The organism is Pseudomonas sp. H9 (assembly GCF_004353925.1).
Taxonomy (GTDB): Bacteria; Pseudomonadota; Gammaproteobacteria; order Pseudomonadales; family Pseudomonadaceae; genus Aquipseudomonas.
Genome location: NZ_SMOK01000039.1, coordinates 190,060 through 214,720 on the forward strand (window position 1 = coordinate 190,060; position 24,661 = coordinate 214,720).

At 59.9% G+C, this 24,661-nt stretch carries 17 protein-coding genes; 5 read left to right on the forward strand and 12 right to left on the reverse strand.

Translation table 11 applies throughout. The annotated features are described in order from the left end of the window. Positions 1–2 precede the first annotated feature (2 nt). From E1573_RS23780 to E1573_RS23790, 3 genes are read right to left on the reverse strand one after another with little or no spacing between them, the layout of a single operon-like run. Positions 3–215, reverse strand: coding sequence for a DUF1289 domain-containing protein (locus tag E1573_RS23780; RefSeq protein WP_133216986.1), 213 nt, complete (start codon positions 213–215; stop codon positions 3–5). After that, complete coding sequence (locus E1573_RS23785) at positions 215–739, reverse strand: gamma carbonic anhydrase family protein (protein ID WP_133216987.1); 525 nt, start codon at positions 737–739, stop codon at positions 215–217. Before E1573_RS23785 ends, E1573_RS23780 begins: the two co-directional genes overlap by 1 nt. Before the next feature lie 43 nt (positions 740–782). Next, positions 783–1,382 carry a CoA pyrophosphatase gene (locus tag E1573_RS23790; RefSeq protein WP_133216988.1) on the reverse strand — a complete coding sequence of 200 codons (600 nt, stop codon included), beginning with the start codon at positions 1,380–1,382 and terminating at the stop codon, positions 783–785. 133 nt (positions 1,383–1,515) lie between these two features. Between E1573_RS23790 and E1573_RS23795 the strand changes: the two genes are divergently transcribed. From E1573_RS23795 to E1573_RS23810, 4 genes are all read left to right on the forward strand, one after another. Further along, positions 1,516–2,070: an NUDIX hydrolase gene (locus E1573_RS23795; protein ID WP_133216989.1), complete on the forward strand. Its 555-nt coding sequence runs from the start codon at positions 1,516–1,518 to the stop codon at positions 2,068–2,070. Positions 2,071–2,089: 19 nt separating this feature from the next. Further along, entirely contained in the window at positions 2,090–2,647 is a 558-nt protein-coding gene (locus E1573_RS23800; protein WP_133216990.1) for a murein L,D-transpeptidase family protein, read from the forward strand. A gap of 180 nt (positions 2,648–2,827) precedes the next feature. Next, positions 2,828–4,543 (forward strand): ShlB/FhaC/HecB family hemolysin secretion/activation protein, encoded by a 1,716-nt coding sequence (locus E1573_RS23805; protein WP_256659607.1) that lies wholly within the window; start codon positions 2,828–2,830, stop codon positions 4,541–4,543. A gap of 27 nt (positions 4,544–4,570) precedes the next feature. After that, positions 4,571–9,121 carry a hemagglutinin repeat-containing protein gene (locus tag E1573_RS23810; RefSeq protein WP_256659608.1) on the forward strand — a complete coding sequence of 1,517 codons (4,551 nt, stop codon included), beginning with the start codon at positions 4,571–4,573 and terminating at the stop codon, positions 9,119–9,121. A gap of 73 nt (positions 9,122–9,194) precedes the next feature. Here E1573_RS23810 and E1573_RS23815 read toward each other — a convergent pair whose 3' ends face one another. Then, positions 9,195–9,506, reverse strand: a complete 312-nt coding sequence (locus E1573_RS23815) for a YqfO family protein (RefSeq protein ID WP_133216991.1) — start codon at positions 9,504–9,506, stop codon at positions 9,195–9,197. Positions 9,507–9,508: 2 nt separating this feature from the next. Next, positions 9,509–13,408 carry a phosphoribosylformylglycinamidine synthase gene (gene purL, locus E1573_RS23820; RefSeq protein WP_133216992.1) on the reverse strand — a complete coding sequence of 1,300 codons (3,900 nt, stop codon included), beginning with the start codon at positions 13,406–13,408 and terminating at the stop codon, positions 9,509–9,511. Between the two features lie 244 nt (positions 13,409–13,652). On the opposite strand from purL, the gene mltF reads away from it, so the two are divergent. Continuing rightward, entirely contained in the window at positions 13,653–15,113 is a 1,461-nt protein-coding gene (gene mltF, locus E1573_RS23825) for a membrane-bound lytic murein transglycosylase MltF (RefSeq protein ID WP_133216993.1), read from the forward strand. Between the two features lie 90 nt (positions 15,114–15,203). Here the strand turns inward: mltF and tadA are convergent, their stop codons facing one another. The 7 genes from tadA to E1573_RS23860 form a co-directional block, all read right to left on the reverse strand. Beyond that, positions 15,204–15,686, reverse strand: a complete 483-nt coding sequence (gene tadA / locus E1573_RS23830; RefSeq protein ID WP_133216994.1) for a tRNA adenosine(34) deaminase TadA — start codon at positions 15,684–15,686, stop codon at positions 15,204–15,206. Next, positions 15,686–17,065: a multicopper oxidase family protein gene (locus E1573_RS23835; RefSeq protein ID WP_133216995.1), complete on the reverse strand. Its 1,380-nt coding sequence runs from the start codon at positions 17,063–17,065 to the stop codon at positions 15,686–15,688. The genes tadA and E1573_RS23835 overlap by 1 nt, the downstream gene beginning before the upstream one ends. Before the next feature lie 120 nt (positions 17,066–17,185). Then, positions 17,186–19,783 (reverse strand): membrane-targeted effector domain-containing toxin, encoded by a 2,598-nt coding sequence (locus E1573_RS23840; RefSeq protein WP_133216996.1) that lies wholly within the window; start codon positions 19,781–19,783, stop codon positions 17,186–17,188. Positions 19,784–19,992: 209 nt separating this feature from the next. Then, positions 19,993–21,570, reverse strand: a complete 1,578-nt coding sequence (gene guaA / locus E1573_RS23845) for a glutamine-hydrolyzing GMP synthase (protein WP_133216997.1) — start codon at positions 21,568–21,570, stop codon at positions 19,993–19,995. 125 nt (positions 21,571–21,695) lie between these two features. Continuing rightward, positions 21,696–23,165, reverse strand: coding sequence for an IMP dehydrogenase (guaB, locus tag E1573_RS23850; RefSeq protein WP_133216998.1), 1,470 nt, complete (start codon positions 23,163–23,165; stop codon positions 21,696–21,698). Positions 23,166–23,250: 85 nt separating this feature from the next. Continuing rightward, positions 23,251–23,808 (reverse strand): sugar ABC transporter ATPase, encoded by a 558-nt coding sequence (locus E1573_RS23855; RefSeq protein WP_133216999.1) that lies wholly within the window; start codon positions 23,806–23,808, stop codon positions 23,251–23,253. Positions 23,809–23,826: 18 nt separating this feature from the next. After that, positions 23,827–24,609, reverse strand: coding sequence for a sulfite exporter TauE/SafE family protein (locus E1573_RS23860; RefSeq protein WP_133217077.1), 783 nt, complete (start codon positions 24,607–24,609; stop codon positions 23,827–23,829). Between the last annotated feature and the right edge of the window lie 52 nt (positions 24,610–24,661).

Consider the following 24,661-nt stretch of genomic DNA (forward strand, 5'->3'; position numbering starts at 1 on the left):
GATCAGCAGGCAGCGCCGTTGACGCTGAGGATCAGCCCTGCCGCCACGGCTCGCTCATGACAGCGCATCAGCACCTGGCGGCGCTCACTGTTGTCCATCCGCCCCCAGCGGGTGATTTCGGCAGCACTGCGCTGGCAGCCGGTGCAGATGTCGTCGTCATCCAGGGCACAAATGTGCACGCAGGGTGAAGCGACCGGGCGTTCGGTACTGCTCATCAATCCTCCTGAGGCGCCAGATCACGGGCATAGCGCTCGGCGTTATGCACGTAATGTGCAGCGCTGGCCTCGAGCATCTTCTTCTGCTCGTCGGTCAGCTCTCGCACTACCTTGCCTGGTGAGCCCATCACCAATGAACCATCGGGAATTTCCTTGCCTTCCGGAATCAGGGCATTGGCGCCGATGATGCAGTATTTGCCAATACGCGCGCCATTGAGAATGACCGCATTAATACCCACCAGGCTGTGGTCGCCCACTGTGCAGCCATGCAGCATGGCGTTATGGCCGACGGTAACGCCTTTGCCCAGGGTCAGCGGCGAGCCCATGTCGGTATGCATCACTGTACCGTCTTGAACGTTACTGTTCTCACCGATATCGATCAGCTCGTTATCGCCGCGCAGGACTGCGCCGAACCAGACGTTGGCCCCCGCCTGCAGGCGTACCTTGCCGATCAACGTGGCAGTGGGCGCCACCCAGCTGTTTGGATGGGTTTCGACCCGCAGGTCGCCCAGACGGTATTTCATGCGTAGTTCCTCACGGTCCGGCAGTGATGGCGGGTGAGCCCGCTCAAATTGGAATGAAGCGCTCTGGCGGTTGATGCAAATTGATCTGGGCATCGTAAAGCAAGTTGACCAGCTCGACGATCATGATTGCCGACAGCCCCCAGATTTTGTACTCGCCATAGCGGTAGCTGGGCACATACCAACTGCGCCCCTGGTAGTCGATACGGTGGGTGTGATCGCGCGGGTCCTGGCGGAAGAACTCCAGCGGCACAGTGAACACCGCAGCGATTTCCGCATCATTGGCGCGATACTCGACAAAGTCGGGTATCAGCCCGACGAAAGGCGTGACCTTCAAGCCATGCAACGAAATCAGCGGGCTCAACGGTCCGATGACCTCCACCAGGCCGGGCGGCAGGCCGATTTCCTCTTCGGCTTCACGCAGGGCGGTAAACATCAGGTCAGGGTCTTCAGGGTCGCGGCGCCCGCCAGGGAAGGCAACTTCACCACCATGGGTCGACAGCCCCTTGGCGCGCAAGGTCAACACCAGCTCAGGCTCTTCACTACGGGTGATGGGCAATAACACAGCTGCCTCGGGAAAACGACGATCGGTTTCCAGGGTACCCGGCGTATGACTGCTCACGCGGCGAAGTAGCTCGTCCAGCATTGCTCTCTCTCGATTCCAAAGCCCGGTCTGCATGATGCACCAAAGCCGCGAGCCGCCCAAGCCCCGAGGTGAACCGGCTTGCAGCCGCAGCGAAAGTCGCGCAAAGATAAGCACAACCTATAGGAATAAAAGCATGAAATTCTGCAGCGCGTGCGGCAATCCGGTAATTCAACGCATTCCCGAAGGCGATACACGTCTGCGTTATGTGTGCGAGCACTGCCAGACCATTCATTACCAGAACCCCAATATCGTCGCTGGCGTCCTGCCAACCTGGGGCAGCCAGGTCTTATTGTGCCGCCGGGCGATCGAGCCGCGCCGGGGTTACTGGACGCTGCCGGCCGGCTTCATGGAGAACGGCGAGACACTGGAACAAGCCGCCCGTCGCGAAACCGTCGAAGAAGCGTGTGCCCGCGTCGGGCAAATGAGCCTGTACCAGCTGTTCGACTTGCCACACATCAACCAGGTGCATGTGTTCTTCCGCGCCGAGCTGGCCGATCTGGCATTCGACGTTGGCGTCGAGAGCCTGGAAGTGCGGCTTTTCGATGAAAATGAAATCCCGTGGGACGAGCTGGCTTTCAGGACCGTGACGCGTACCCTAGAATGCTATTATCGTGACCGCATCGAGCAGCAGTACCCAATTGGCAACGAATGTCTGCCACCCTTGCTCGTTTCGTCACTCAACACCTAGTTTTCAGGGATATCGTTTCATGCGCTGGTTGTTTGCCCTTTTCTGCCTGAGTGTGGCTTCGGTGTCACAGGCAGGGTTTACCGAAACGATCGTGACCAAACCTATTCAGAAGGTCGCGCCCTCGCCTCTCCAGCCAAAACCCGGCTCAACGGCGCTGATCGACAAGATCCTGGTGATCAAGTCGGAACGCCGCCTGCAACTGATCAGTGGCGGCGCACCGCTGAAAACTTATCGCATTTCCCTGGGCAAACAGCCCAAGGGCCCGAAGTTGCAAGAGGGTGACAAACGCACCCCAGAGGGCTTTTACTGGATCGACTGGCGCAAGGAAAGCGATCGCTACAACCTGGCCATGCATGTGTCCTACCCGAACATCAGCGACTCCGCACGGGCACGCCGTGAAGGTGTACCGCCCGGCGGCATGATCATGATCCACGGCACCCCGCTGGACGAGGAATACCCTGAAGAGGTGTTCCATACACTGGACTGGACCGAGGGCTGCATTGCCATGACCAATCGCGACATGCGTGAAGTCTGGGACATGGTGCCCGACGGCACGATGATCGAAATTCGCCCTTGATCTGACATCACCTCCTACATTCCGGCGCCTAGCGCCGGAAATCCCTTACTCGGTTCAAGCTTGAGCCTTACAGGCTGACAGGCTTCGTACCGCATCCAAACGAATAGTCACGTCCATAAAATCCGCTCAATCGGATGATCCGGTGTGTTTTCAGCACTCACCAACCTGGACGCGACTGAAATGCCCAAGGCCCCCTGCCGCACCGCTGCACGCCTCTGCCCCTGGCAAATGACCTGCCTCGCCCTGGGCTTTGCGGGCTTGTTGCCGTGGGCTGCGCAATCGGCTAAGGCTGACAGCCTCCCGGCGGTGCAACAACTTCAGGATCAACGCCTACAGCGTGAACAGCTGGAGCAACGTCAACGCCTGCGCACACTGCAACGCTCGGATCACCCCTCTCCCGCCAGTACAGAAACCGCTGCCAACGCCGACAGTGGCCCGTGCTGGCCATTGCGCGGGCTGCGCCTGGCCGGCAATCAGCAGCTGTCTTCTGCCGAACTGGCCGACGCACTGAGGCCGTTGATCATCCCGTGCATGGGGCCTTCCCGGATCAACCAGGTGCTCAAGGCCATCACTCAACACTATGTACAAGCCGGCTATGTCGCCAGCCGCCCCTACCTTGCCAGCCGCCCGGTGGCCGGGGGCACGCTGGACATCGTGATTGTCGAGGGTTTTGTCGAGTCGGTCGAACTGGCCGAGCCCGACCTTCCCCTTTCGATGAACAGCGCCTTTCCGACGCTACTGGGCCAGCCCTTGCGCTTGAGCGAACTGGAACAAGGCCTGGATCAGCTGAACCGGTTGAAGGCCTTTGATCTGGGCGTCGATTTGCTCCCCGGCAGCACGGCTGGCGCCACCCGCGTTGTCGTGATTCCCAGGCAGATCAGCAATCGTTGGCACCTGGGTAGCGTCTTCGACAATCGCGGTAGCGCACAGACCGGGCGCGATCGCCTGAGCCTGAGCTTCGGTTTGGACAGCCCTCTGCAACTCAATGACTTCCTGCAGGTTTCGGCCAACTCCACCGTAAAAACCGGCCCACGTTACAGCCGGGGCTACGGGGTTTACTACAACATCCCCTATGGCGCCTGGACTTACGCTGTCAGTTTCAACCAGGTTCACTACCAGTCCCGCTTTCGCGGTCGCGATCTACGTAGCAGCGGTCAGAGCGATTTCTACAGTCTGGGCCTGGAGCGCAACCTGTGGCGCAATCAACAGGGGTTGCTCAGCAGCAGTCTGCGCCTGGAGCACAAGCGCCTGGACAGCTACCTGAACGAACAACACCTGCAAGTGCAAAGCCCGACACTCACCAGCGTTGAAGCAGGGCTGAATGCGCTCTGGCTGGAAGCTGGCCTGTGGAGTGCCTACCTGGGTGTCAGCCGGGGCCTGGGCGGGTTCGGTGCCGACCGCGACGCCCTGTTTCGCCACGCGCCCCAACCGCGCTTTCGCAAGTACCGCGCCCAGTTGCTGCACCTGCGCCAAAGTCGCGATCCGGGCTGGCCATGGCGCTGGCAAAGCGAGCTGAACCTGCAATACAGCCCCGATGCCCTGCCCGCCGTCGAGCAGCAGCTACTGAGCGACAACAGCGGTGTACGCGGTTTCCGAGAACTACTGATTTCCGGCGCCAGTGGTGCGATCTGGCGCAACAACCTGAGCCAGCCCCTGACGCTGGATCTTCCTCACGGCCTGGTCCTGAGCCCGCAACTGGGCGTGGATCTGGGTTGGAGCAAATTCGACCATGGCAGCGCTGCGCAGCGGCTGATCGGCGCTCACGCCGGCCTTGAATTGAGCCTGCCCGACAGCCGCCTCACGCTCGACTACCAGCGCGCACTGCATGCCAGTGCAACACCACACCAGCAACTTGAATCGGGGTACTGGCTGCTGGAGTGGGTACTGAACATCTGATGTCCACAACAACAAAGAGAGACGACCATGATGTCCACCAAAACGCGACACCCTTCATCCAGCCTTGAGCGGCTGAATCCCAATCATCTGCGCTGGGTCATCGCCCTGAGCCTGCTGACACCGTATGTCAGCCTCGCTGACAACGGGCTGCAAGCGACCAGCGGCGCCAGCGGCACGCCGTTGATCAGCAACCAGCATGGCGTACCGGTCATCAACATCGTTGCTCCCAACGCCAGCGGCCTGTCGCACAACCAATTCCTCGACTACAACGTCCACAAGCCCGGAGTGGTGCTCAACAACGCTCTGCAGGCCGGGCAATCGCAGTTGGCGGGCGCCCTGGCGGCCAACCCGCAGTTCCAGGGGCACGCGGCCTCAACCATCCTCAATGAAGTGATCAGCCGCAACGCCTCGCGCATCGAGGGACCTCAAGAGATTTTCGGGCGACCGGCTGACTACATATTGGCCAACCCCAATGGTATTACCCTCAACGGTGGCAGCTTCATCAACACCACCCGCGCAGGCTTCCTGGTCGGCACTGCGGAAACTGAGAACCAGCGCATCAAGCACCTCGACACCCGCAATGCCGATGGCACCTTGAAGGTGCTCCAGAATGGCCAGAGCAACCTTGAGGGCGCCCTTGACCTGATCGCCCCGCGCATCGACAGCCAGGGCCCACTGACGGCTGATGGCGATCTGAACCTGATCGCTGGCCGCAACCGTGTGCGCTCCACCGATCAACAGGTGATAGAGCACCTCGCCGCCCCCACTGGCAGTGTCGATGCCAGCCTGTTCGGTGCCATGCAGGCCGGACGCATCAGGATTGTCAGCACTGCTGAAGGCGCTGGTGTACGCGTGGGCGCTGGGCATCTGCAAGCGCGCAACGGGATTACCATCAACTCAAAGGGTGGGCTTGAAATCGGCAGGGCGGCGCATCAGCGCAGCCGCTTGCACACTGATAAAGGCACTGTGAGCCTGAACGCTGCGGACAACCTCAGCCTGAAGGCGGTTGAGGTCAAAGGGCAACAAATCCACGCCAAAGCCGGGAAAAACCTGACTCTCGACAGCCAAATGCTTGAATCGGTGCAGCACGATAATGCCAGTCGAGAGGAAAAATGGTGGTTCGTCACCACCGAAACCTACGACCGGAAAACCACTCGCACTGACCGCGAACACCTGGGCAGTCAATTGCAGGCAAGCCAGGACATAAGCCTGACAGCAGGCAAAGAGATCGAGCTGCATGCTGCCAAGGTTCAAGCCGACGGCGACCTCAAGGTAAACGCTGGCGATAATTTGAAGATCAGCGCCGACATCGACAACCATCAACTCGAAGAGCAGATTCGCCATCGCAAGCACTTATGGCGTGGCGACCAGGACAGCGACAACTACCAGGAGAGTGCCAAAGCCAGCGAGCTGTCCGCCAGGCAGATAGCCCTGACCTCGGGCGGGCGCACCCACATTCAGGGCAGCAAGCTGACCAGTACGGGCGACATGACGCTCAAGGCCAGCGCTGTAGAAGTCACCCCGGTGTCGCTCAAAGACAGCAAACAGACCAAGGACTACCGCGGTGATCTGGTGTCCGGCACCTTTTTTGGCAAAGACGGCGAGTCTGATGCCGAGGGGCAAACTGCCCACGGCAGCGCCATTCAAGTTGGCGGTGCCCTGACAGTGACCGCTGATCAGGTGCAAATCAAAGGTTCGAAGGTCAACAGCCAGGGCGACGCGTTGCTGATCAGCGAGAAAGGCTTGTTGACCGTTGAGGCGGCTGAAAATCAGTCCAGCTTCAACCAGCGCAAGAACGACAGCAAGCTGTTCGGCCTGATCGCGGATAAAAGTCAGCACCAGGAACAGTATAAAGACGTGCTGATCAGTGACGTGGACTCGCAAAGTAACCTGCGCCTGGCCAGTGCCGATGAGCTGCGCGTGATAGGCGCCAGGCTCAACGCCAAGCAACAACTGCAGTTGCACGCCGAGAACGACCTTACTGTCAGCGCTGCCGAACAATCCCGGAACGCGACCGGCCACCAACAAAGCCAAGGCTTCACCGCCAACGCCAGCCAGAACAAGCTTGCCGGTGAGAACAAGCCCGACTCGCACCAGTACACAGCATCGGTGGGCTACAACGTCACACAGACAGATACCACCAGCAGCGAAACAAAGCAGATCGCCAGCACCCTCTCCGCCGGTAAAGTGCAGATCAGCAGCAAAAAGGACATCAACCTGCAGGCAGCCAGTGTCAACGCAAATGCCGGTGCCCTGAAACTAAACGCCAAGAACGTCCACCTTGGCGCCTCCCACAACCAGCAAGCGCAAACGACCACTACCCGCAACAGCGGGGGTAGCCTGAAGGTCGGTGGCGGTATCGATAACCTCAGCAGTGCCTTCGAGGGCTACCACAAGGAAAAAACCCTTGAAGAGCAGGCAAGCCAAGTACAAAGCACCAACCTGACGGCCAGTGGCAACCTGCACATCACGACCGGCGCATTGGTCAACGAGGCCGCGAAAGTGAAGGCAGGCAAAGCACTGGTGGTCAACGCCGATACTGTGCAGAACCGCGCGATAGACAACACCCAAAGTAGCCGGCTCACCGAGAAAAACTGGCAAGCGAGCTTGGGCGCCAGCCTTGCTTATCAAGACTTGACCCGCCCCATTGAAAACCTGATCAATGGCAAAGAAGCCAGCCGCTTCCAGCAGGCCTCGGTTGAGGATGCACTGGCACCACCCAATCTGGGAGCTGAGTTCAACGGCGCGCACTTGAACCGCGAGGCGATTGAGCAGTCCAGCACTGCCCAGGTCACTGAATTGAAAGGTGCCAGCATCACCGTTAAAGCCGACACCATTAACGACACCGGCACCCACTACCGGGCCGAACAGGGTTCATTGTCGATCCAGGCCGGCTCGCATCAGTTCGCTGCTGCTCAGAACGTCAACAGCCAAACCGTCAACCGGCTGGATGTCGAAGCGGGCCTGCGCGTCGACACCACCACCGGCAGCGACATTAACCTGCGCCTCTCAGGCAAGGGCGGCTCACTGCAAAAAGACGAACTCAAGCACACGGCACAGCCCGGCAGTCTGTATGGAAAAACGGGTATCCAGATTCAACTGGGCAGTGATGGACGTTATGAAGGCACGCAGTTCGATGCAGGCGACGGGTCGTTGTTGCTGCAGGCTGGCGGCAACCTGAAGCTGGATCAGGCCAACGATAAACAGCAGAGCAGCCTGAAACAGCTCGACGGCAACGCCTGGGCCAAGGGTGGCAACGCCCCGGCCGGCAAGGCCCTCGATGTGCGAGGCTACCTGGACCACAACGCACTCGACAGCACCGACACCCAGGCACGAGTCGCAACAATCGACGCCAAGGGTGACGTGACGCTGCAAGCCGGTGGCGATCTGGAACTGACCGGCAGCCGCATCGGTAGTGAAACGGCCAAGGTCGGCAACATCAATTTGAACAGCACCGGAAAACTGCTGGTCAAGACCGCCACGGACACCCACAAAGCGCAAGGCAGCAGCCTTGATGGCGGCCTGGAACTGCAAGCCAAAACCTCCGCCGATGGCAAAGGTGGAGGCATTGGTGGCCACTTCGGTAACGGGCGTACTGATGAAAACAGCAGCACCGCCACCGGTGCCCAGTGGTTTGCCAAGGACAAACTGACAGTCAGTAGCACCGCCTCACACGCCAATGCCGTGCACCTGCAAGGGGTCGATGCTTCGGCAGCCAAGGTGAACATCGACGCCAGCAATGGTGGGCTGTTGATCGAGGCGGTCAACAGCTCGGACCAGCGCAACAACCTCAAGGTAACAGCGGGTGCAGGGTTCAACGCCGCGCCCGGTGCGACGGCCGAACAAGACAAACGCGGCTTGCATGCCCGCGCACAGGTGAATATCGACCGGCGCGACAACCTCACTTATGTAAACAGTCAGTGGCGTGCTGGGCAGATCACCCTTAACAGCCTGGCAGACACTCGCCTGGAAGGAGTTTCTATGAATGCAGAACACATCAATGGCCAGATTGGAGGAAACCTGCAGCTCTCCAGTCAACAAGACCGCGTCAACGCCTTGAAAGTCGAGGTAGACGCACGCCTGAGCAAGGAGAAGAACCCGCAAGGCTACGCCAACGCCGCCAATGCCTTGGCTGGACCGTTCGCCAACAAAACCGATAAGCATGTCGGGCCTGTCGTGCAAAAGGTCGACCCGAAGGTATCACCGACGCTGAACGTGAAGGTCGAGCGCACGCAGCGTCAAAGTGTCGCCAGCCAAGCTACGCTCAGTGGCCGTGACGGCATCGCCTTGGCAGTCTTGGGTGAAACGAAGCTCTCAGGTGCCCGCTTGCAGTCTGCAGCAGGCAAGGTAGGGCTCGGCGGTGGAACGCTGACTCAGGAAACCCTGAACGGTCGCGATTCTCGATTTGAAGTGGGGATCAATGCCTCCAACGCTCCGGTCGATCTCACCACCGGCTTGATCGATGCCTATAGCGGAGCAGGCAACAGCGAGGGGGAAAACAGCGTCGATTTGGGCTTGTTGCGCACCAGCGGTCATAACCGCAGCACTAGCCTGGCTTCAAGTATTACTAAGCGTTGAAAACATCGCGGGGCAAGCCCGCTCCCACAGAATCTGTAGGAGCGGGCTTGCCCCGCGATTGGGCCATCAAACTTCAGAAGTCAGCGAGCTGCCAAACCTCATAAGCTGGTGTTTCGTAAGGATGAGCCTGCTTGAGTGCGGCGACCACCGGCTTGATCAGCGCGTCGGCCACCACCAACTCCACCCGCCACTCTTCGACCTGCTCGACCACCCCGCGCTGCCCGATGAACGGCTTGCTGCCATCCAGCGGGCGGAACTGGCCCTGGCCCAACACCTGCCAGGCACAGCAGTCGTAATCGCCGATGCGTCCGCCGCCAGCGGCGAACACAGCAGCTTTGACTTCGTCCACATGGCTGGGCGGAACGAAGAAGGCGAGTTTGTACACCCTTAGTTCACCCAGACCCGCGCGTTGCGGAACATACGCATCCAGGCAGCGTCTTCGTTCCAGTCATCCGGACGCCAGGAGTTCTGCACGGCACGGAAGACCCGCTCAGGGTGCGGCATCATGATGGTGACGCGACCGTCGCGGCTGGTCAGGCCGGTGATCCCGCGCGGCGAACCGTTCGGGTTGGCCGGGTAGGTTTCGGTAACCTTGCCGTGGTTGTCGACAAAGCGCAGCGCTACGCAACCAGACAGGTCCGCTTGCAGCAGGGCTTCTTCGCTTTCGAACTCGGCATGGCCTTCACCGTGCGCAATGGCGATTGGCATACGCGAACCGGCCATGCCTTGCAGGAAGATCGAGTTCGACTCCTGAACCTGAACCATGGCCACACGGGCTTCGAACTGCTCGGAGCGATTACGCACGAAGTGCGGCCAGTACTCGGTACCCGGAATCAGCTCGTGCAGGTTGGACATCATCTGGCAACCGTTGCACACGCCGAGGGTGAAGCTGTCGTTACGCTCGAAGAAGCCCTGGAAGGCATCACGGGCACGGCTGTTGAACAGCGCCGACTTGGCCCAGCCTTCACCGGCACCCAGCACGTCACCGTACGAGAAGCCACCGCAGGCGACCAGACCTTTGAACGCGTTCAGGTCGACGCGACCGGCGAGGATATCGCTCATGTGCACGTCGATCGCGTTGAAGCCGGCGCGATCGAAGGCAGCCGCCATCTCGACCTGACCGTTGACGCCCTGCTCACGCAGGACCGCCACTTGAGGACGTACGCCTTTCTTGATGTACGGCGCAGCGATGTCGTGGTTGACGTCGAAGGCGAGTTTGGCACTCAGGCCTGGATTGTCTTCTTCCAGCAGGGCGTCGAATTCCTGATCGGCGCAATCGGCGTTATCACGCAGGCGCTGGATCTGGTAGCTGGTCTCAGCCCACTGACGTTGCAGCAGACGGCGGTCGCCCTTGAACAGTTCTTCACCGGCAAACTTGATCAGCACTTCGCTGTTGTTGATCGGCTGACCGATCACCGCAACGCAGTCTTCGCCAAGGCCTGCAGCGCTGAACTGAGCCAGCACTTCACCGGTAGCGTCCTGATGCACCTGAATGACCGCACCCAGCTCTTCGTTGAAGAGGATGGCGGCAATCTTCTCGCGCTTGCTGGTCAGGGTGTCCAGTTCCAACTCGAGACCGCAGTGGCCGGCGAAGGCCATTTCCAGCACGGTGGCCATCAGGCCGCCGTCGGAACGGTCGTGATAGGCCAACAGGTGGCCGTCGGCGTTCAGACCCTGAATGACGGCAAAGAAGGCTTTGAGGTCTTCGGCGTCGTCGACGTCCGGTGCCTGGGCACCGAGCTTGCCGTGGGTCTGGGCCAGGATCGAGGCGCCCATGCGGTTCTGGCCGCGGCCCAGGTCGATCAGGATCAGGTCGGTTTCGCCCTTGTCCATGCGCAGTTGCGGGGTCAAGGTCTTGCGGATGTCGGTCACCGGTGCGAAACCGGTCACGATCAGCGACAGCGGCGAAGTCACAGACTTCTCTGCGCCCTCTTCGCTCCACTTGGTTTTCATCGACATCGAGTCTTTACCAACCGGAATGGTCAGGCCCAACTCAGGGCACAGTTCCATACCAACAGCCTTGACGGTGTCGTACAGACGCGCGTCTTCACCCGGGTGACCGGCGGCGGACATCCAGTTGGCCGACAGTTTGATGTCGGAGAGTTTCTCGATGCGCGAGGCAGCCATGTTGGTCAGCGTTTCGCCGATGGCCATACGGCCAGAGGCCGGTGCGTCGAGCAGGGCCAGTGGGGTACGCTCGCCCATGGCCATGGCTTCACCGGTGTAGACGTCGAAGCTGGTAGCGGTAACGGCAACGTCAGCCACCGGAACCTGCCACGGGCCAACCATCTGGTCGCGGGCAACCAGGCCAGTAATGGTGCGGTCGCCGATAGTGATCAGGAAGCTCTTGCTGGCCACGGCCGGGTGACGCAGTACACGCTCGACCGAATCCTTCAGCTCCAGGCTGCTTGGGTCGAAATCGTCGCCCAGTTCCGCTTCACGGGTCACCGAACGGTGCATGCGTGGCGGCTTGCCCAACAGCACTTCCAGCGGCATGTCCACCGGGGTGTTGTTGAAGTGGCTGTCGGTAACGGTCAGGTGCTGCTCTTCGGTGGCCTCGCCGACCACCGCGAACGGGCAGCGCTCGCGTTCACAGATAGCCTTGAAGCGCTCGAAGTCGCCCGCGCTGACGGCCAGCACGTAACGCTCCTGGGATTCGTTACTCCAGATTTCGTGCGGGGCCATGCCCGGCTCGTCGTTCGGGACGTTACGCAGCTCGAAGCGACCGCCGCGGCCACCGTCGTTCACCAGTTCCGGGAAGGCGTTGGAAATACCACCGGCACCGACGTCGTGAATGAAGGCGATCGGGTTGTTGTCACCCAACTGCCAGCAACGGTCGATGACTTCCTGGCAACGGCGTTCCATTTCCGGGTTTTCACGCTGTACCGAGGCGAAGTCCAGGTCGGCAGAACTGGCACCGGTAGCCACCGAAGAGGCTGCACCACCGCCCAGGCCGATCAGCATGGCCGGGCCACCCAGGACGATCAGCTTGGCACCGACGGTAATCTCGCCTTTTTTGACGTGATCTTCGCGGATGTTGCCCATACCGCCGGCGAGCATGATCGGCTTGTGGTAACCGCGCACTTCTTCACCGTGCGGGGTAGTGATCGACTGCTCGAAAGTACGGAAGTAACCGGTCAGGGCCGGGCGACCGAATTCGTTGTTGAACGCAGCGCCGCCCAATGGGCCGTCGACCATGATGTCGAGGGCGTTGACGATGCGCTCTGGCTTGCCGTACGGCTTCTCCCACGGTTGTTCAAAACCCGGGATACGCAGGTTAGACACGGTGAAACCGGTGAGGCCTGCCTTGGGCTTGGCGCCACGACCGGTCGCGCCTTCGTCGCGGATTTCACCACCGGAACCGGTGGAGGCGCCGGAGAACGGCGAAATGGCGGTCGGGTGGTTGTGGGTCTCGACCTTCATCAGAATGTGCACCGGCTCCTGCACCGCGCCGTACTGGCGGGTTTCAGGGTTCGGGAAGAAGCGCCCGGCAACGTTACCGACGATCACCGAAGCGTTGTCCTTGTAAGCGGACAGCACGCCTTCGCTGTGCATCTGATAGGTGTTCTTGATCATGCCGAACAGGCTCTTTTCCTGAGCCTGGCCGTCGATGTCCCAACTGGCGTTGAAAATCTTGTGACGGCAATGCTCGGAGTTGGCCTGGGCGAACATCATCAGTTCGATGTCGTTCGGGTTGCGTGCCAGCGTCTGGAAGGCGTCGACCAGGTAGTCGATTTCGTCTTCAGCCAGGGCCAGGCCCAGGTCGACGTTGGCCTTTTCCAGTGCCGCACGGCCACCGCCGAGGATATCTACCGAGGTCATCGGCTTGGGCTGGGCGTGGCTGAACAGCCCGGCAGCGTCTTCCAGACGACCGAGGACGATCTGCGTCATGCGGTCGTGCAGTTGCTGGGCAACGAGGGCCGCGTCGGCCTCGCTCAGCTCACCAGCGACGTAGTAGGCAATACCACGTTCCAGGCGCTGGACGTTCTCCAGGCCGCAGTTGTGGGCGATGTCGCTGGCCTTGCTCGACCAGGGTGAGATGGTGCCGAAGCGTGGCATCACCAAGAACAGGCGACCGCTCGGCTCCTGTACCGGTACGCTCGGGCCGTACTTGAGCAGGCGCGCGAGCACTTGCTGTTGGTCGGCAGTCAGATCGCTGTCAACCTCGGCGAAATGAGCGAATTCAGCATACAAACCACTAACAGCGGGGACTTTCTGACTCAATTGCTCGAGTAATTTACCGTGGCGAAAGGCAGAAAGGGCAGGAGCGCCGCGCAGGATCAACATCGTCGGGACAGCCTCAGGAAGGGGGTGTGCTTAGAGGCCGTGCATTCTAGCCTAAATTCGACGCTTTCGGCACCCGAAACACAGCATTCTGACGCGCCCGCGTGTCGGCGAAACAAACCGGACTCAGGGGTCAAAAAACCGACCCACCCTGCCAATCGCTCTTCCCTAACGTAAACCGCGTTAGCAGACAAGCAAACCGTTGTCGAGATATGGCGGGGCCTGACCTTTGCGTATACTGCAACCTATGTTCGCCCAAACTGCTTTGCGCCAGCGCTGCGCCAGATGGCTCATCGCAATCGGACTCTTCCTGATGCTCGGTGCCTGTGTTGAAAAACCCAGCACCCTAGAGCGCGTCAAGGAGGACGGTGTGCTGCGCGTGATCACCCGCAACAGCCCGGCCACCTACTTCGAAGACCGTAACGGTGAAACCGGCTTCGAGTACGAGCTGGTCAAACGCTTTGCCGACGAACTGGGGGTGGAGCTCAAGATCGAAACCGCCGACAATCTCGACGAACTGTACGATCAGCTTGGCAAACCCTCCGGCCCGGTTCTGGCAGCGGCCGGACTGGTCAGCAGCGAACGGCGCAAGGCACAGGTACGGTTTTCCCACCCCTATCTGGAAGTCACCCCTCAAGTCATCTACCGCAACGGCCGGTCGCGCCCTACCGACGCCAAAGGCCTGATCGGCAAGAAAATCATGGTGCTCAAGGGCAGCAGCCATGCCGACCAGCTGGCGGACCTGAAAAAGCAGTATCCCGCACTTGAATACGAAGAATCTGACGCCGTGGAAGTCGTCGACCTGCTGCGTATGGTCGATGAAGGCCAGATCGATCTGACTCTGGTGGACTCCAACGAATTGGCGATGAACCAGGTGTATTTCCCGAACGTACGGGTGGCCTTCGACCTCGGTGACTCACGCGACCAGCGCTGGGCGGTAGCCGCCGGTGAAGACAACAGCTTGCTCAACGAGATCAACGAATTTCTCGACAAAGTTCAGAAGAACGGCACTCTTCAGCGCTTGAAAGACCGTTATTACGGCCATGTGGATGTGTTGGGCTACGTCGGTGCCTACACCTTCGCCCAGCACCTGCAGCAACGCCTGCCGCGCTATGAAAAGCACTTCAAGGCGTCAGCCAAGAAGGAACAGGTCGACTGGCGCCTGCTGGCCGCCATTGGCTACCAAGAGTCGATGTGGCAGGCGGAAGTCACCTCCAAGACCGGCGTACGCGGGCTGATGATGCTGACCCAGCGCACCGCGCAGGCCATGGGCGTGTCCAACCGCCTGGACCCGGTGCAGAGCATTCGTGGTGGCGCTAAATACTTCGTGCACGTCAAAGAACAACTCGACGACTCGATCAAGGAACCTGACCGCACCTGGTTTGCCCTCGCGGCCTACAACGTCGGCGGCGGGCACCTGGACGACGCGCGCAAACTGGCAAAACGCGAGGGTTTGAACCCGAACAAGTGGCTGGACGTGAAGAAAATGCTGCCGCGCCTGGCGCAAAAGCAGTGGTACAGCAAGACCCGCTACGGCTATGCCCGGGGCGGTGAGCCTGTGCACTTCGTTGCCAACATACGTCGTTACTACGACATCCTCACCTGGGTAACCCAGCCACAACTGGAAGGCAGCCAAGTGGCCGATGGCAACCTGCATGTACCGGGCGTCGACAAGACCAAACCGCCAGAAACTACGCCCCCGCTGTAGGAGCGGGCTTGCCCCGCGATGCGATGTTGGTTGATAAATAGCTATCGCGGGGCAAGCCCGCTCCCACAGCAAGCCCGCTCCCACAGCTTCTTAGGCCTTGGCGCGGCGCGCCTTGAAGAACTCGGACAAGATCGTCCCGCACTCTTCTGCCAGTACCCCGCCCTCGAACAACACCCGGTGGTTGAGAAAGCCCTGGGTAAAAAACTGGCCCTGACTCTGTACCACTCCAGCCTTGGGCTCCAGCGCGCCGTACACCACCCGGGCAATGCGCGAATGAACGATCAGCCCAGCGCACATGCTGCAGGGCTCCAGCGTCACATACAGGGTGCTGCCGGGCAGGCGATAGTTGCTCGCCGCCTGGGCTGCAGCGCGGATAGCGACCATTTCGGCATGGGCGCTGGGATCACTGCCGCTGATCGGGCAGTTGAAGCCCCGGCCAATGACCTGCCCATGCTGCACCAGCACTGCGCCCACCGGCACTTCACCCATGGCCGCGCCCTGCGCCGCCAGCTCCAGCGCCTCACGCATGAAAGCCTGATCGCGGCTGCGATCAATGATCTGTGGTTGACGCATCAGACCACCTCGATCGCGGCCATCAGGCCGGTTTCCATATGATCGATCACGTGGCAATGGAACATCCAGGTACCGGGGTTATCGGCCACCAGCGCTACCTGGGCACTCTCGTTCTTGCCCAGCAAGTAGGTGTCGGTGAAGTACTGCTCGGGGAACTTGTGCCGATTCGAGGTCAGCACCTTGAAGCTCATGCCGTGTAAATGGATCGGATGCTGGTACTGGGTCATGTTCTTGAGCTCGAAAATATAGCTCTTGCCCTTTTTCAGCGTAGCAATTGGCCGTTCGGCACAGGTTTTGTCAGTGATGTCCCAGGCCTCACCGTTGATCTGCCACAAGCTCGGTGGCTTGCCGTTGTCGGTGTTGACCGACACCGAGCCTACCCACTCGAAGTTAAAGTTAAGCTTCTCGGCATTGGCCAGGTCCGGCTCGGCAATCGGGTTGGCTGGCAACTTTGGCGGCCAATCGCCTGGCGCTTCAGTACTGGCCACTGAGCGCAGCGTCCCCAAACGCACCGAACCATCACGTAATGACAATTCTTCACCGGCCGGCGGCATCTTGATTGCCAGGCAGATACGCATGCCTGGGCCGAGCCAGTAGTCCTTGCCCAACGGCCGTGGGGTGATCGGGTTGCCATCCAGGGCATAGATCCTGGCTTCGAAATTGCCCTTGAGGTTGATCCGATAAGTCAGGGTATTGTCGAGGTTGAGCAGACGCACCCGCACAACCTGCCCTTCAGGCATCTCGACCACCGCATTGGCCTGGCCATTGATTGTGATCAAACGTCCTGCGGTGCCACCTCGGGCGGCTTCACGGGGGATGCTGAACGGCAGGTATGCACCCTGCTCGTCCACATGCCAGTTCTTCAGACTCAAGGTACGCTCATGCTTGAAGCCTGTTGGCTCACGCTCCTCGACGATCAGCGGGCCGACCAGGCCTTTGCCCAGCTCTTCGGAGCTGTTCACATGCGGGTGATACCAATAGCTGCCAGCATCGGGCACGCGGAACCTGTAATCGAAATACTCGCCTGGCAATACCGGCAGTTGCGAAACGTACGGCACGCCATCCATTTCCAGAGGCAAACGGATGCCGTGCCAGTGAATAGTGGTGGGCACCGGCAGGCGGTTGATAAAGCGCACCCGCAGCCACTCACCCTGGCGAACGCGCAGTTCAGTACCCGGTGCAGATGGGCCGAACGCCCAAGCCTCGGTTTTGTGACCAGACACCAGCTCGACATCCAGCGGCGCGGCAATCAGTTCGTAATCATGCCCGGCATTCGGGTCAGTGCGCCCCAGCCAGTAACGCGATGCACCGCCGGCACCCAGGCCGATTGCCACCAGGCCAGTCAGGCCACCGAGAATTTGTCGCCGGGTAAACGCCATGCCGCAGGTACCTCGTATTGCCAGGAACAACATGCCAGCCCTGTCAGGGCTGGCGATGAAGGGCGAATACGATACACCTGCAAATGCGAAAGATTAAGTGAAGAGTTGCCGCAGGCTGCCCTAGAGCTTGGGGCGAATGACTCCTGGCGGTGCGGTGACCGGGTCAAGGTACTGCACGGGTAAAAGCTTGGTTTGCAGCGCCAGCCTCAGATCACCCTGCACAATGCCATCGGGCTTGCCCATGCTCGGCAGAAAATATTCACCAGGATCGAGCGTTATTCCCGTCGCCTGCCCGGGGCCGGCATCGACGATGCGTAAACCCGGCACCCCTTGCAGCTCGGCAACGCCAGGCACTTTTTTGTAAAAATTACTGTGCGTATTACCGACCAGCGCGACCCATCGTTCAGTGGGCCTGGCGGCCTGCCTGATGGAGATCGTTTGATGAGCGTAATAATTCATCATTTTTTGCCGCAACGGATTGCCCCAGTGCACCGCATCCAGACCATCCAGCCGATAGCTCGCCACGCAATCGATCGCTTGTACACTGATCCGGTTGGCACGGGCCTTCCTGACCAGTTCCAGAAAGTTGTAGCGAGCGCCCGGGTCAGTGAAATGACCGGCATCAAGCTCCCGCAAGTAACTTTCCAGATTGCGCGTCATCTGCCCGGTATGGGCAAAGGCATCCAGATCGACCTGATGCATATCACTCATCAGATGCTCAAGGTAGAGCGTGCGCACACCTTTGTCGTACATCGCCTTGAAGTTATCCATCAGCCAACGCTTGCTGGCGATAGAGCCATGCGACTCTCCAATCACCAGGCCTTCGTGTTGCTCCAGCAACTCCAAGAACGCACGTTGCGGGGCAACCGATGCCACGGGTTCTGCCAGTGGAACGTAAGGCAACTCGGGCCAGCCGGCAAAGAAACCGCTGGCATCTTCACTCAGTTGCTGACGGACTCGCTGCAAGCTGTCACATACGTCATTCAAGGGCGATTCCGGGTCGAAAAAATCACCGGAGAGCATCCGCCGGTTACTTACATTGATCAGCTCAAGCATGGCCGGGCGCGCACCGGTCGGTACCTCATAGCTACCTGCCGGGACCTCGAACGCCGAATAATCAACCATTTCAACCGGCTGCTCCGGCGTCATCCCACTCATGCACTGACCGCCAGCGCGTAAGCAGGGGGACTCGAATACTTCCCACTGCCCCGCTTCATTCATACGCACAGGAATACCACCCGCAAAGGAAAACGGGTTTTCCTCAGGCACGATCAACCAGGTACCCAACGTCGAGTCGTAACGTACGCGGTACGACAACCCGGAAATTTCGATGTACTGCCCACCATTGGCAAGCGTACTGATGCCCCGCGAGGGGCCTGCCGTGGCCGCTGGAACATTGACCAGCGCATTGCTTTCACGCTCGTCCAGGACTTGCGCCGAACCTTTACCCAACGGGATCAGAAACGGAAGATTAAGCAGAACATCAACACCGGCCAGAATTGATCCCACCACCCCCGCATGGCGCTCTTCGAGGGTATCGCCATCAACCGCTTGCTCGGCATTCAGCGCCACTCGGGCCACCCCAATCGCCACCACCAGCAACGCCAACGGCCAGCCAGCCGGCACCATATAGCCAAGCAGGCGCCCCACCGTGTTCAGGTAGCCGATCCACAGCTGAATCCGCAGCTCGGAATTGGTCCGCAAGACAGCGTCGGCTTCGTTGATCATGCGCTGTCTGGCGCTGTCGCGGACCCAGGCAAACACTTCGCCACTGATGGGGTCCCTTCGCACTTGGGCTACAAAGTGCTCAACGCTTCCCTTCGCCAAACCTTGTAGTTGGCTGCGCAATGCCTGTAACGCTTGAGGTTCTGCGGTAAAGTGCGCCAGCAACTGCTCAGTGCTTTTTGGCACCTGAAGCCAGCCGAACAGGTATTCAGCTACCTCAGCCTCGCTGTCGAACCCCTGAAAAGATGGCACCGCGCCGGGCAAGTAAAGAACATAATGGCCGTCCTGCGCCTTCAACCAGATGACGTCCGTCGACACCTGACCGCACAGGCTCAAGGTAGCAATTTGAATCCCAGCTTGCGGCGAATGCACCTGTTCGAAATGCTGCAGTTGCGGGGCAATACCACTGTCGAAGCCGACAGCGTCGAACACCAGTTGCAACTGCAATGCGTCCAATTGACCGCTCAGCCCTGCCTGCAAGGCTTCAGACAGGTAGTTGAGCTTGGCCAAGGTACGAACGTCTTCACCATGATCGGCCCAGAAAGCAGCTGATCGACGCTGAAAGTCGGCACCAAAATCCAGCACCCAAAATGCCTTGAGAACACGCTCCGGCTCAAGCCGCACCTCATTGGTTTCGTTATAGACACCAGCGTCAGGCCCTACGGAGTAAAAACCACCGTACATAGGCAGCACGTCAGCACTGTCCTGATCGCCGACACGAAACCGCCGTATAACCAGCTCGGTCAAGGTCAGGGATTGCTCGGGGGTACCGAAGTGCTGCCAGCCAGTGAACGTCCTGTTAGTGCTCATTCCCTGAGAAAAGCGATGCCAGTAAATATGATCCGGATTTCCGTTGGGCACACCTTCAGCTTTGAGCAAGTTCAGTGCAGCTTTACGGGCATCAGCATGCAGGTCAGGGAAGGCGAGTACAACTCGCCGGGCAATCGCCGAGAGTTGGTTGCGCAGGGTCAAGGACAAAGATGAGTCGCTCATCACAATAGCCTCCGTTGTCAAAGAGGCTCACTGTGCAAGTTGCCCTGACACAACGGTGCTAGATAGTTACCACAGCGTCTGTGGGAGCGGGCTTGCCCCGCGATGCGATAGGGCGGACGGTACGCAATCGCGGGGCAAGCCCGCTCCTACAGACAAAAAAAACGCCATGTCCCTTTCGGAACATGGCGCTCATTAACGCACTAGCGGGATCATTCCCACTCGATGGTCGCAGGCGGCTTGCTCGACACGTCGTAAGTAACGCGAGAGATGCCTTCGATCTCGTTGATGATCCGGCCGCTGACGGTTTCCAGCAGCTCGTAAGGCAGGTGCGCCCAGCGCGCAGTCATGAAGTCCACGGTCTCTACGGCACGCAGGGCAACGACCCAGGCGTAACGGCGGCCGTCACCGACGACGCCAACCGATTTGACCGGCTGGAAGACCACAAAGGCCTGGCTGGTCTTGTGGTACCAATCAGCCTTGCGCAGTTCTTCGATGAAGATATGGTCAGCGCGACGCAGCAGGTCGGCGTATTCCTTCTTCACTTCACCGAGGATACGCACACCCAGGCCCGGGCCCGGGAACGGGTGGCGGTAGACCATGTCGTACGGCAGGCCCAGCTCCAGGCCGATCTTGCGCACTTCGTCTTTGAACAGTTCACGCAGTGGCTCGACCAGCTTGAGGTTCATTTCCTCAGGCAGGCCACCCACGTTGTGGTGCGACTTGATCACGTGAGCCTTGCCACTTTTGGCTCCAGCCGACTCGATCACGTCAGGGTAGATGGTGCCTTGGGCGAGGAACTGGATGTTGTCCAGCTTGCTGGCTTCAGCATCGAAGATGTCGATGAAGGTGCGACCGATGATCTTGCGCTTCTTCTCTGGGTCCGCTTCGCCGGCCAGGTTGTCGAGGAACTGCTTTTCAGCATCGGCGCGGATCACTTTGACGCCCATGTTCTCTTTGAACATGGCCATCACCTGGTCGCCTTCGTGCAGGCGCAGCAGGCCGTTGTCGACGAATACGCAGGTCAGCTGGTCGCCGATGGCGCGGTGCAGCAGCGCGGCAACTACCGAGGAGTCGACGCCGCCGGACAGACCCAGCAGGACGTTGGCCGAACCCACTTGCTCACGTACCTGGGCAATGGCGTCTTCAACGATGTTCGACGGGGTCCACAGGGCTTCACAGCCGCAGATGTCCTGAACGAAACGCGAAAGAATGCGACCGCCTTGCTTGGTGTGGGTCACTTCCGGGTGGAACTGCACGCCGTAGTAGCCCAGGGCATCGTCGTACATGCCGGCGATCGGGCAGCTCGGGGTGCTGGCCAGAACGCTGAAGTTGCCCGGCATCTGGGTAACCTTGTCGCCGTGGCTCATCCACACGTCCAGGCCCAGTACGCCGTCATCGTCGACGTGGTCTTCGATGCCGTCGAGCAGGCGGCTCTTGCCGACCACGTCAACGCGGGCATAACCGAATTCGCGCAGCTCGGAACCTTCAACCTTGCCGCCCATTTGCTCGGCCATGGTCTGCATGCCGTAGCAAATGCCCAGTACTGGGACCTTCAGGTCGAACACAGCTTGCGGGGCGCGCGGGCTGTTGGCTTCGTGCACGGACTCAGGACCGCCGGCAAGGATGATGCCGCGCGGGTTGAATTCGCGAATCGCTTCATCATCCATGTCGAACGGGTGCAGTTCGCAGTACACGCCGATTTCGCGCACGCGGCGGGCGATCAGCTGGGTGTACTGGGAACCGAAGTCGAGAATCAGGATGCGGTGAGCGTGAATGTCGAGGGCCATGACTCAATCTCTGATGCAGCTGCAAGCCTGGAGCGGCTAGCTGCAAGTTGATCGGGGAAACGCGGTAGCTGCTGCAACGCAGCTACCGCTTGAAGCTAGAAACTTTCAACTACTGGCTGGAGGCGTTAGCCGACCCGATAGTTAGGCGCTTCTTTGGTGATTTGTACGTCATGCACGTGGGACTCGGCCATGCCGGCACCAGTGATACGCACGAACTCTGGCTTGGTGCGCATTTCTTCGATGTTGGCGCTGCCGGTGTAACCCATCGAGGAACGCAGGCCACCCATCAGCTGGTGGATGATCGCGGTCAGGGTGCCTTTGTACGGCACACGGCCTTCGATACCTTCCGGAACCAGTTTCTCGGCGCCGGCCGAGGAGTCCTGGAAGTAGCGGTCCGAAGAGCCTTGAGCCTGGGACATGGCGCCCAGCGAGCCCATGCCACGGTAGGCCTTGTAGGAACGACCCTGGAACAGTTCGATCTCGCCCGGCGCTTCTTCGGTACCGGCGAACATCGAACCCATCATCACGGCAGAGGCGCCAGCAACGATGGCCTTGGACAGGTCACCGGAGAAACGGATGCCACCGTCGGCGATCAGCGGAATACCGGTGCCTTCAAGGGCAGCGGCAACATTGGCGATAGCGCTGATTTGCGGCACGCCGACACCAGCAACGATACGGGTGGTGCAGATCGAGCCCGGGCCGATACCGACCTTGACGGCGTCAGCGCCAGCTTCGGCCAGTGCCTTGGCGGCAGCGCCGGTCGCGATGTTGCCACCGATGACCTGAACCTGAGGGAAGTTCTCTTTCACCCAGCGAACGCGATCGATTACGCCTTTGGAGTGGCCGTGAGCGGTGTCGACCACCACCACGTCAACGCCGGCCGCAACCAGTGCGGAAACGCGATCGCCGGTGTCTTTGCCGGTGCCGACTGCAGCGCCGACGCGCAGACGACCCTGGTCGTCTTTGCTGGCCAGTGGGTAAGCCTTGGCCTTCTCGATATCGTTAACGGTCATCATGCCTTTGAGGGCGAATTTCTCGTCGACGATCAGTACGCGCTCGATGCGGTGTTTGTGCAGCAGTTCACGTGCTTCGTTCTTGTCGGCGCCTTCCTTCACGGTGACCAGACGCTCTTTCGGCGTCATCACTTCGCGGACAGTGGCATCCAGACGGCTTTCGAAGCGTACGTCACGGGAGGTGACAATGCCGACCAGGTCGCCATTGTGCAGCACCGGAACGCCGGAGATGTTGTTCAGACGGGTCAGTTCGAACAGATCGCGTACCGTGGCATCAGCCTCGATGGTGATCGGGTCTTTAACCACACCGGCCTCGAACTTCTTGACCTTGCGCACTTCGGCAGCTTGCTGCTCGATGGTCATGTTCTTGTGGATGATGCCAATGCCGCCTTCCTGAGCCATGGCGATGGCCAGGCGGGCTTCGGTCACGGTATCCATGGCGGCGGAAACCAACGGAATATTCAGCTCGATGCCACGGGTCAAACGGGTCTTGAGACTGACTTCATTGGGCAGCACCTCGGAATAACCAGGTACAAGGAGAATGTCGTCGAAGGTCAGGGCTTCTTGGCTGATACGCAGCATCGCGGGGGCTCCCGGGCGGGAAAAATGGAAGCGCGCCATTATACTCATCCAGAGCCTTTCGCTCAATGCAAAGATAGGCCTTCGGTCAGTTACCGGTGCGGCTTACCTGCACGACAGCCACCGGCTGATCCAACCAGTCGGCGAAGTCATCGAGAAAAGTTTGTTTGAACTGCGCCGCACTCCAGTTATTGAAGATAAAACCCAGGTTGGAAAACGCGCAGGGTTGCAGGAACAGAAAGCCGTTGATGTCGTCTTCATGACCACACAACGGGCAGATGAAATTGTCGGTTTGCCCGGGCATCCACTCTTCCAGGCTCTCGAACAGCGCTACCCCCACCTCCTGACGGCACTCGGCGCAGCCCGCCTCTTCAAGGAAGCCGTCGAGCGGGGTATAGATACAACGTTTGGTGATCACTTCCAGGCCATTGACCGCCTGGCCGTAAGGCAGCAACTCGGGCCGTTCCACCACTTTGCGCGCGCCTTCGCCAATGGCGTAGGCCATGCGGTTGCCGGTACTGCCGCAGGTGCTCAATTGTTCCTCGATGATTTTCTCGCGCACCAGCCAGCGCAGAATCGCCCGGGCGCGGGGCTCATGCACAGGAACAGTGGAAATCTTCGGGACAATAATGCTCTGGGTAATCATGACGGCAGCCAAACATGCTCAAAGCGCCCAGTTTACCTCACTCAGGTAGCGACCGATCAGGGCAAGGCCGCTGGCCAGTACCAGCCAGGTAATCAGGCGAACAAAGGTTTCTCGCGACATCCCCAGGGTCAGGCGCCGCCCCAGACAGAGCCCGGCTACCATCATCGGCACCAGACACAGAGCGAGCAGCAGCAACGGCAGGTCCGCGTACACCCCCGCCACGAGGAAAAGACTCAGGCGCACCACCGTACTGCAGCTGATCAGCGCGCTCTGAGTCGCCCGGGCCTGCTCTTGGGAAAGCAGGCGAGCATTGAGGTAAATCGCATAGAGAAAGCCACCACTGCCGAACAAGGCCCCGAACAAACCGCCCGCAGTTCCCATTGGCACCGACCAAGCGGCCGAGAGCTGCGTCGGCCTGACGCTTACCGTCAGGCTATACAAGGCGTAGGCGCTGACAAACAGCCCCATACCCAGCATCAACAGATCGGACTTGAGGCTGAGCAGAAACACCACACCCAGGCTGCAGCCCAGCGCCATGCACGGCAACAGGCGGAACAATTCTGCGCGGGCCACGGCCTTGCGCGTCGGCAGCCAGTTGCCGAAAGCGGCGACAAAATCCAGCAGTACCAGCAACGGGATGATCCGCGACAGGGGCATGAAGTTGATCAGCACAGGCCCAGCCACCAGCGCTGTACCAAAACCCGCGACGCCGAAGACGATATAAGCAGCCCCGACCCCCAGCAGGATCCACAGCCATTCAAAGGAGGTCAAAGGCAGTTGAGCAAACAAGGTCGAGAGCATGGTGGTCGCCAACGGTGAAGGTGGGAAAACTTTACCCAGCATCAAGCTATGC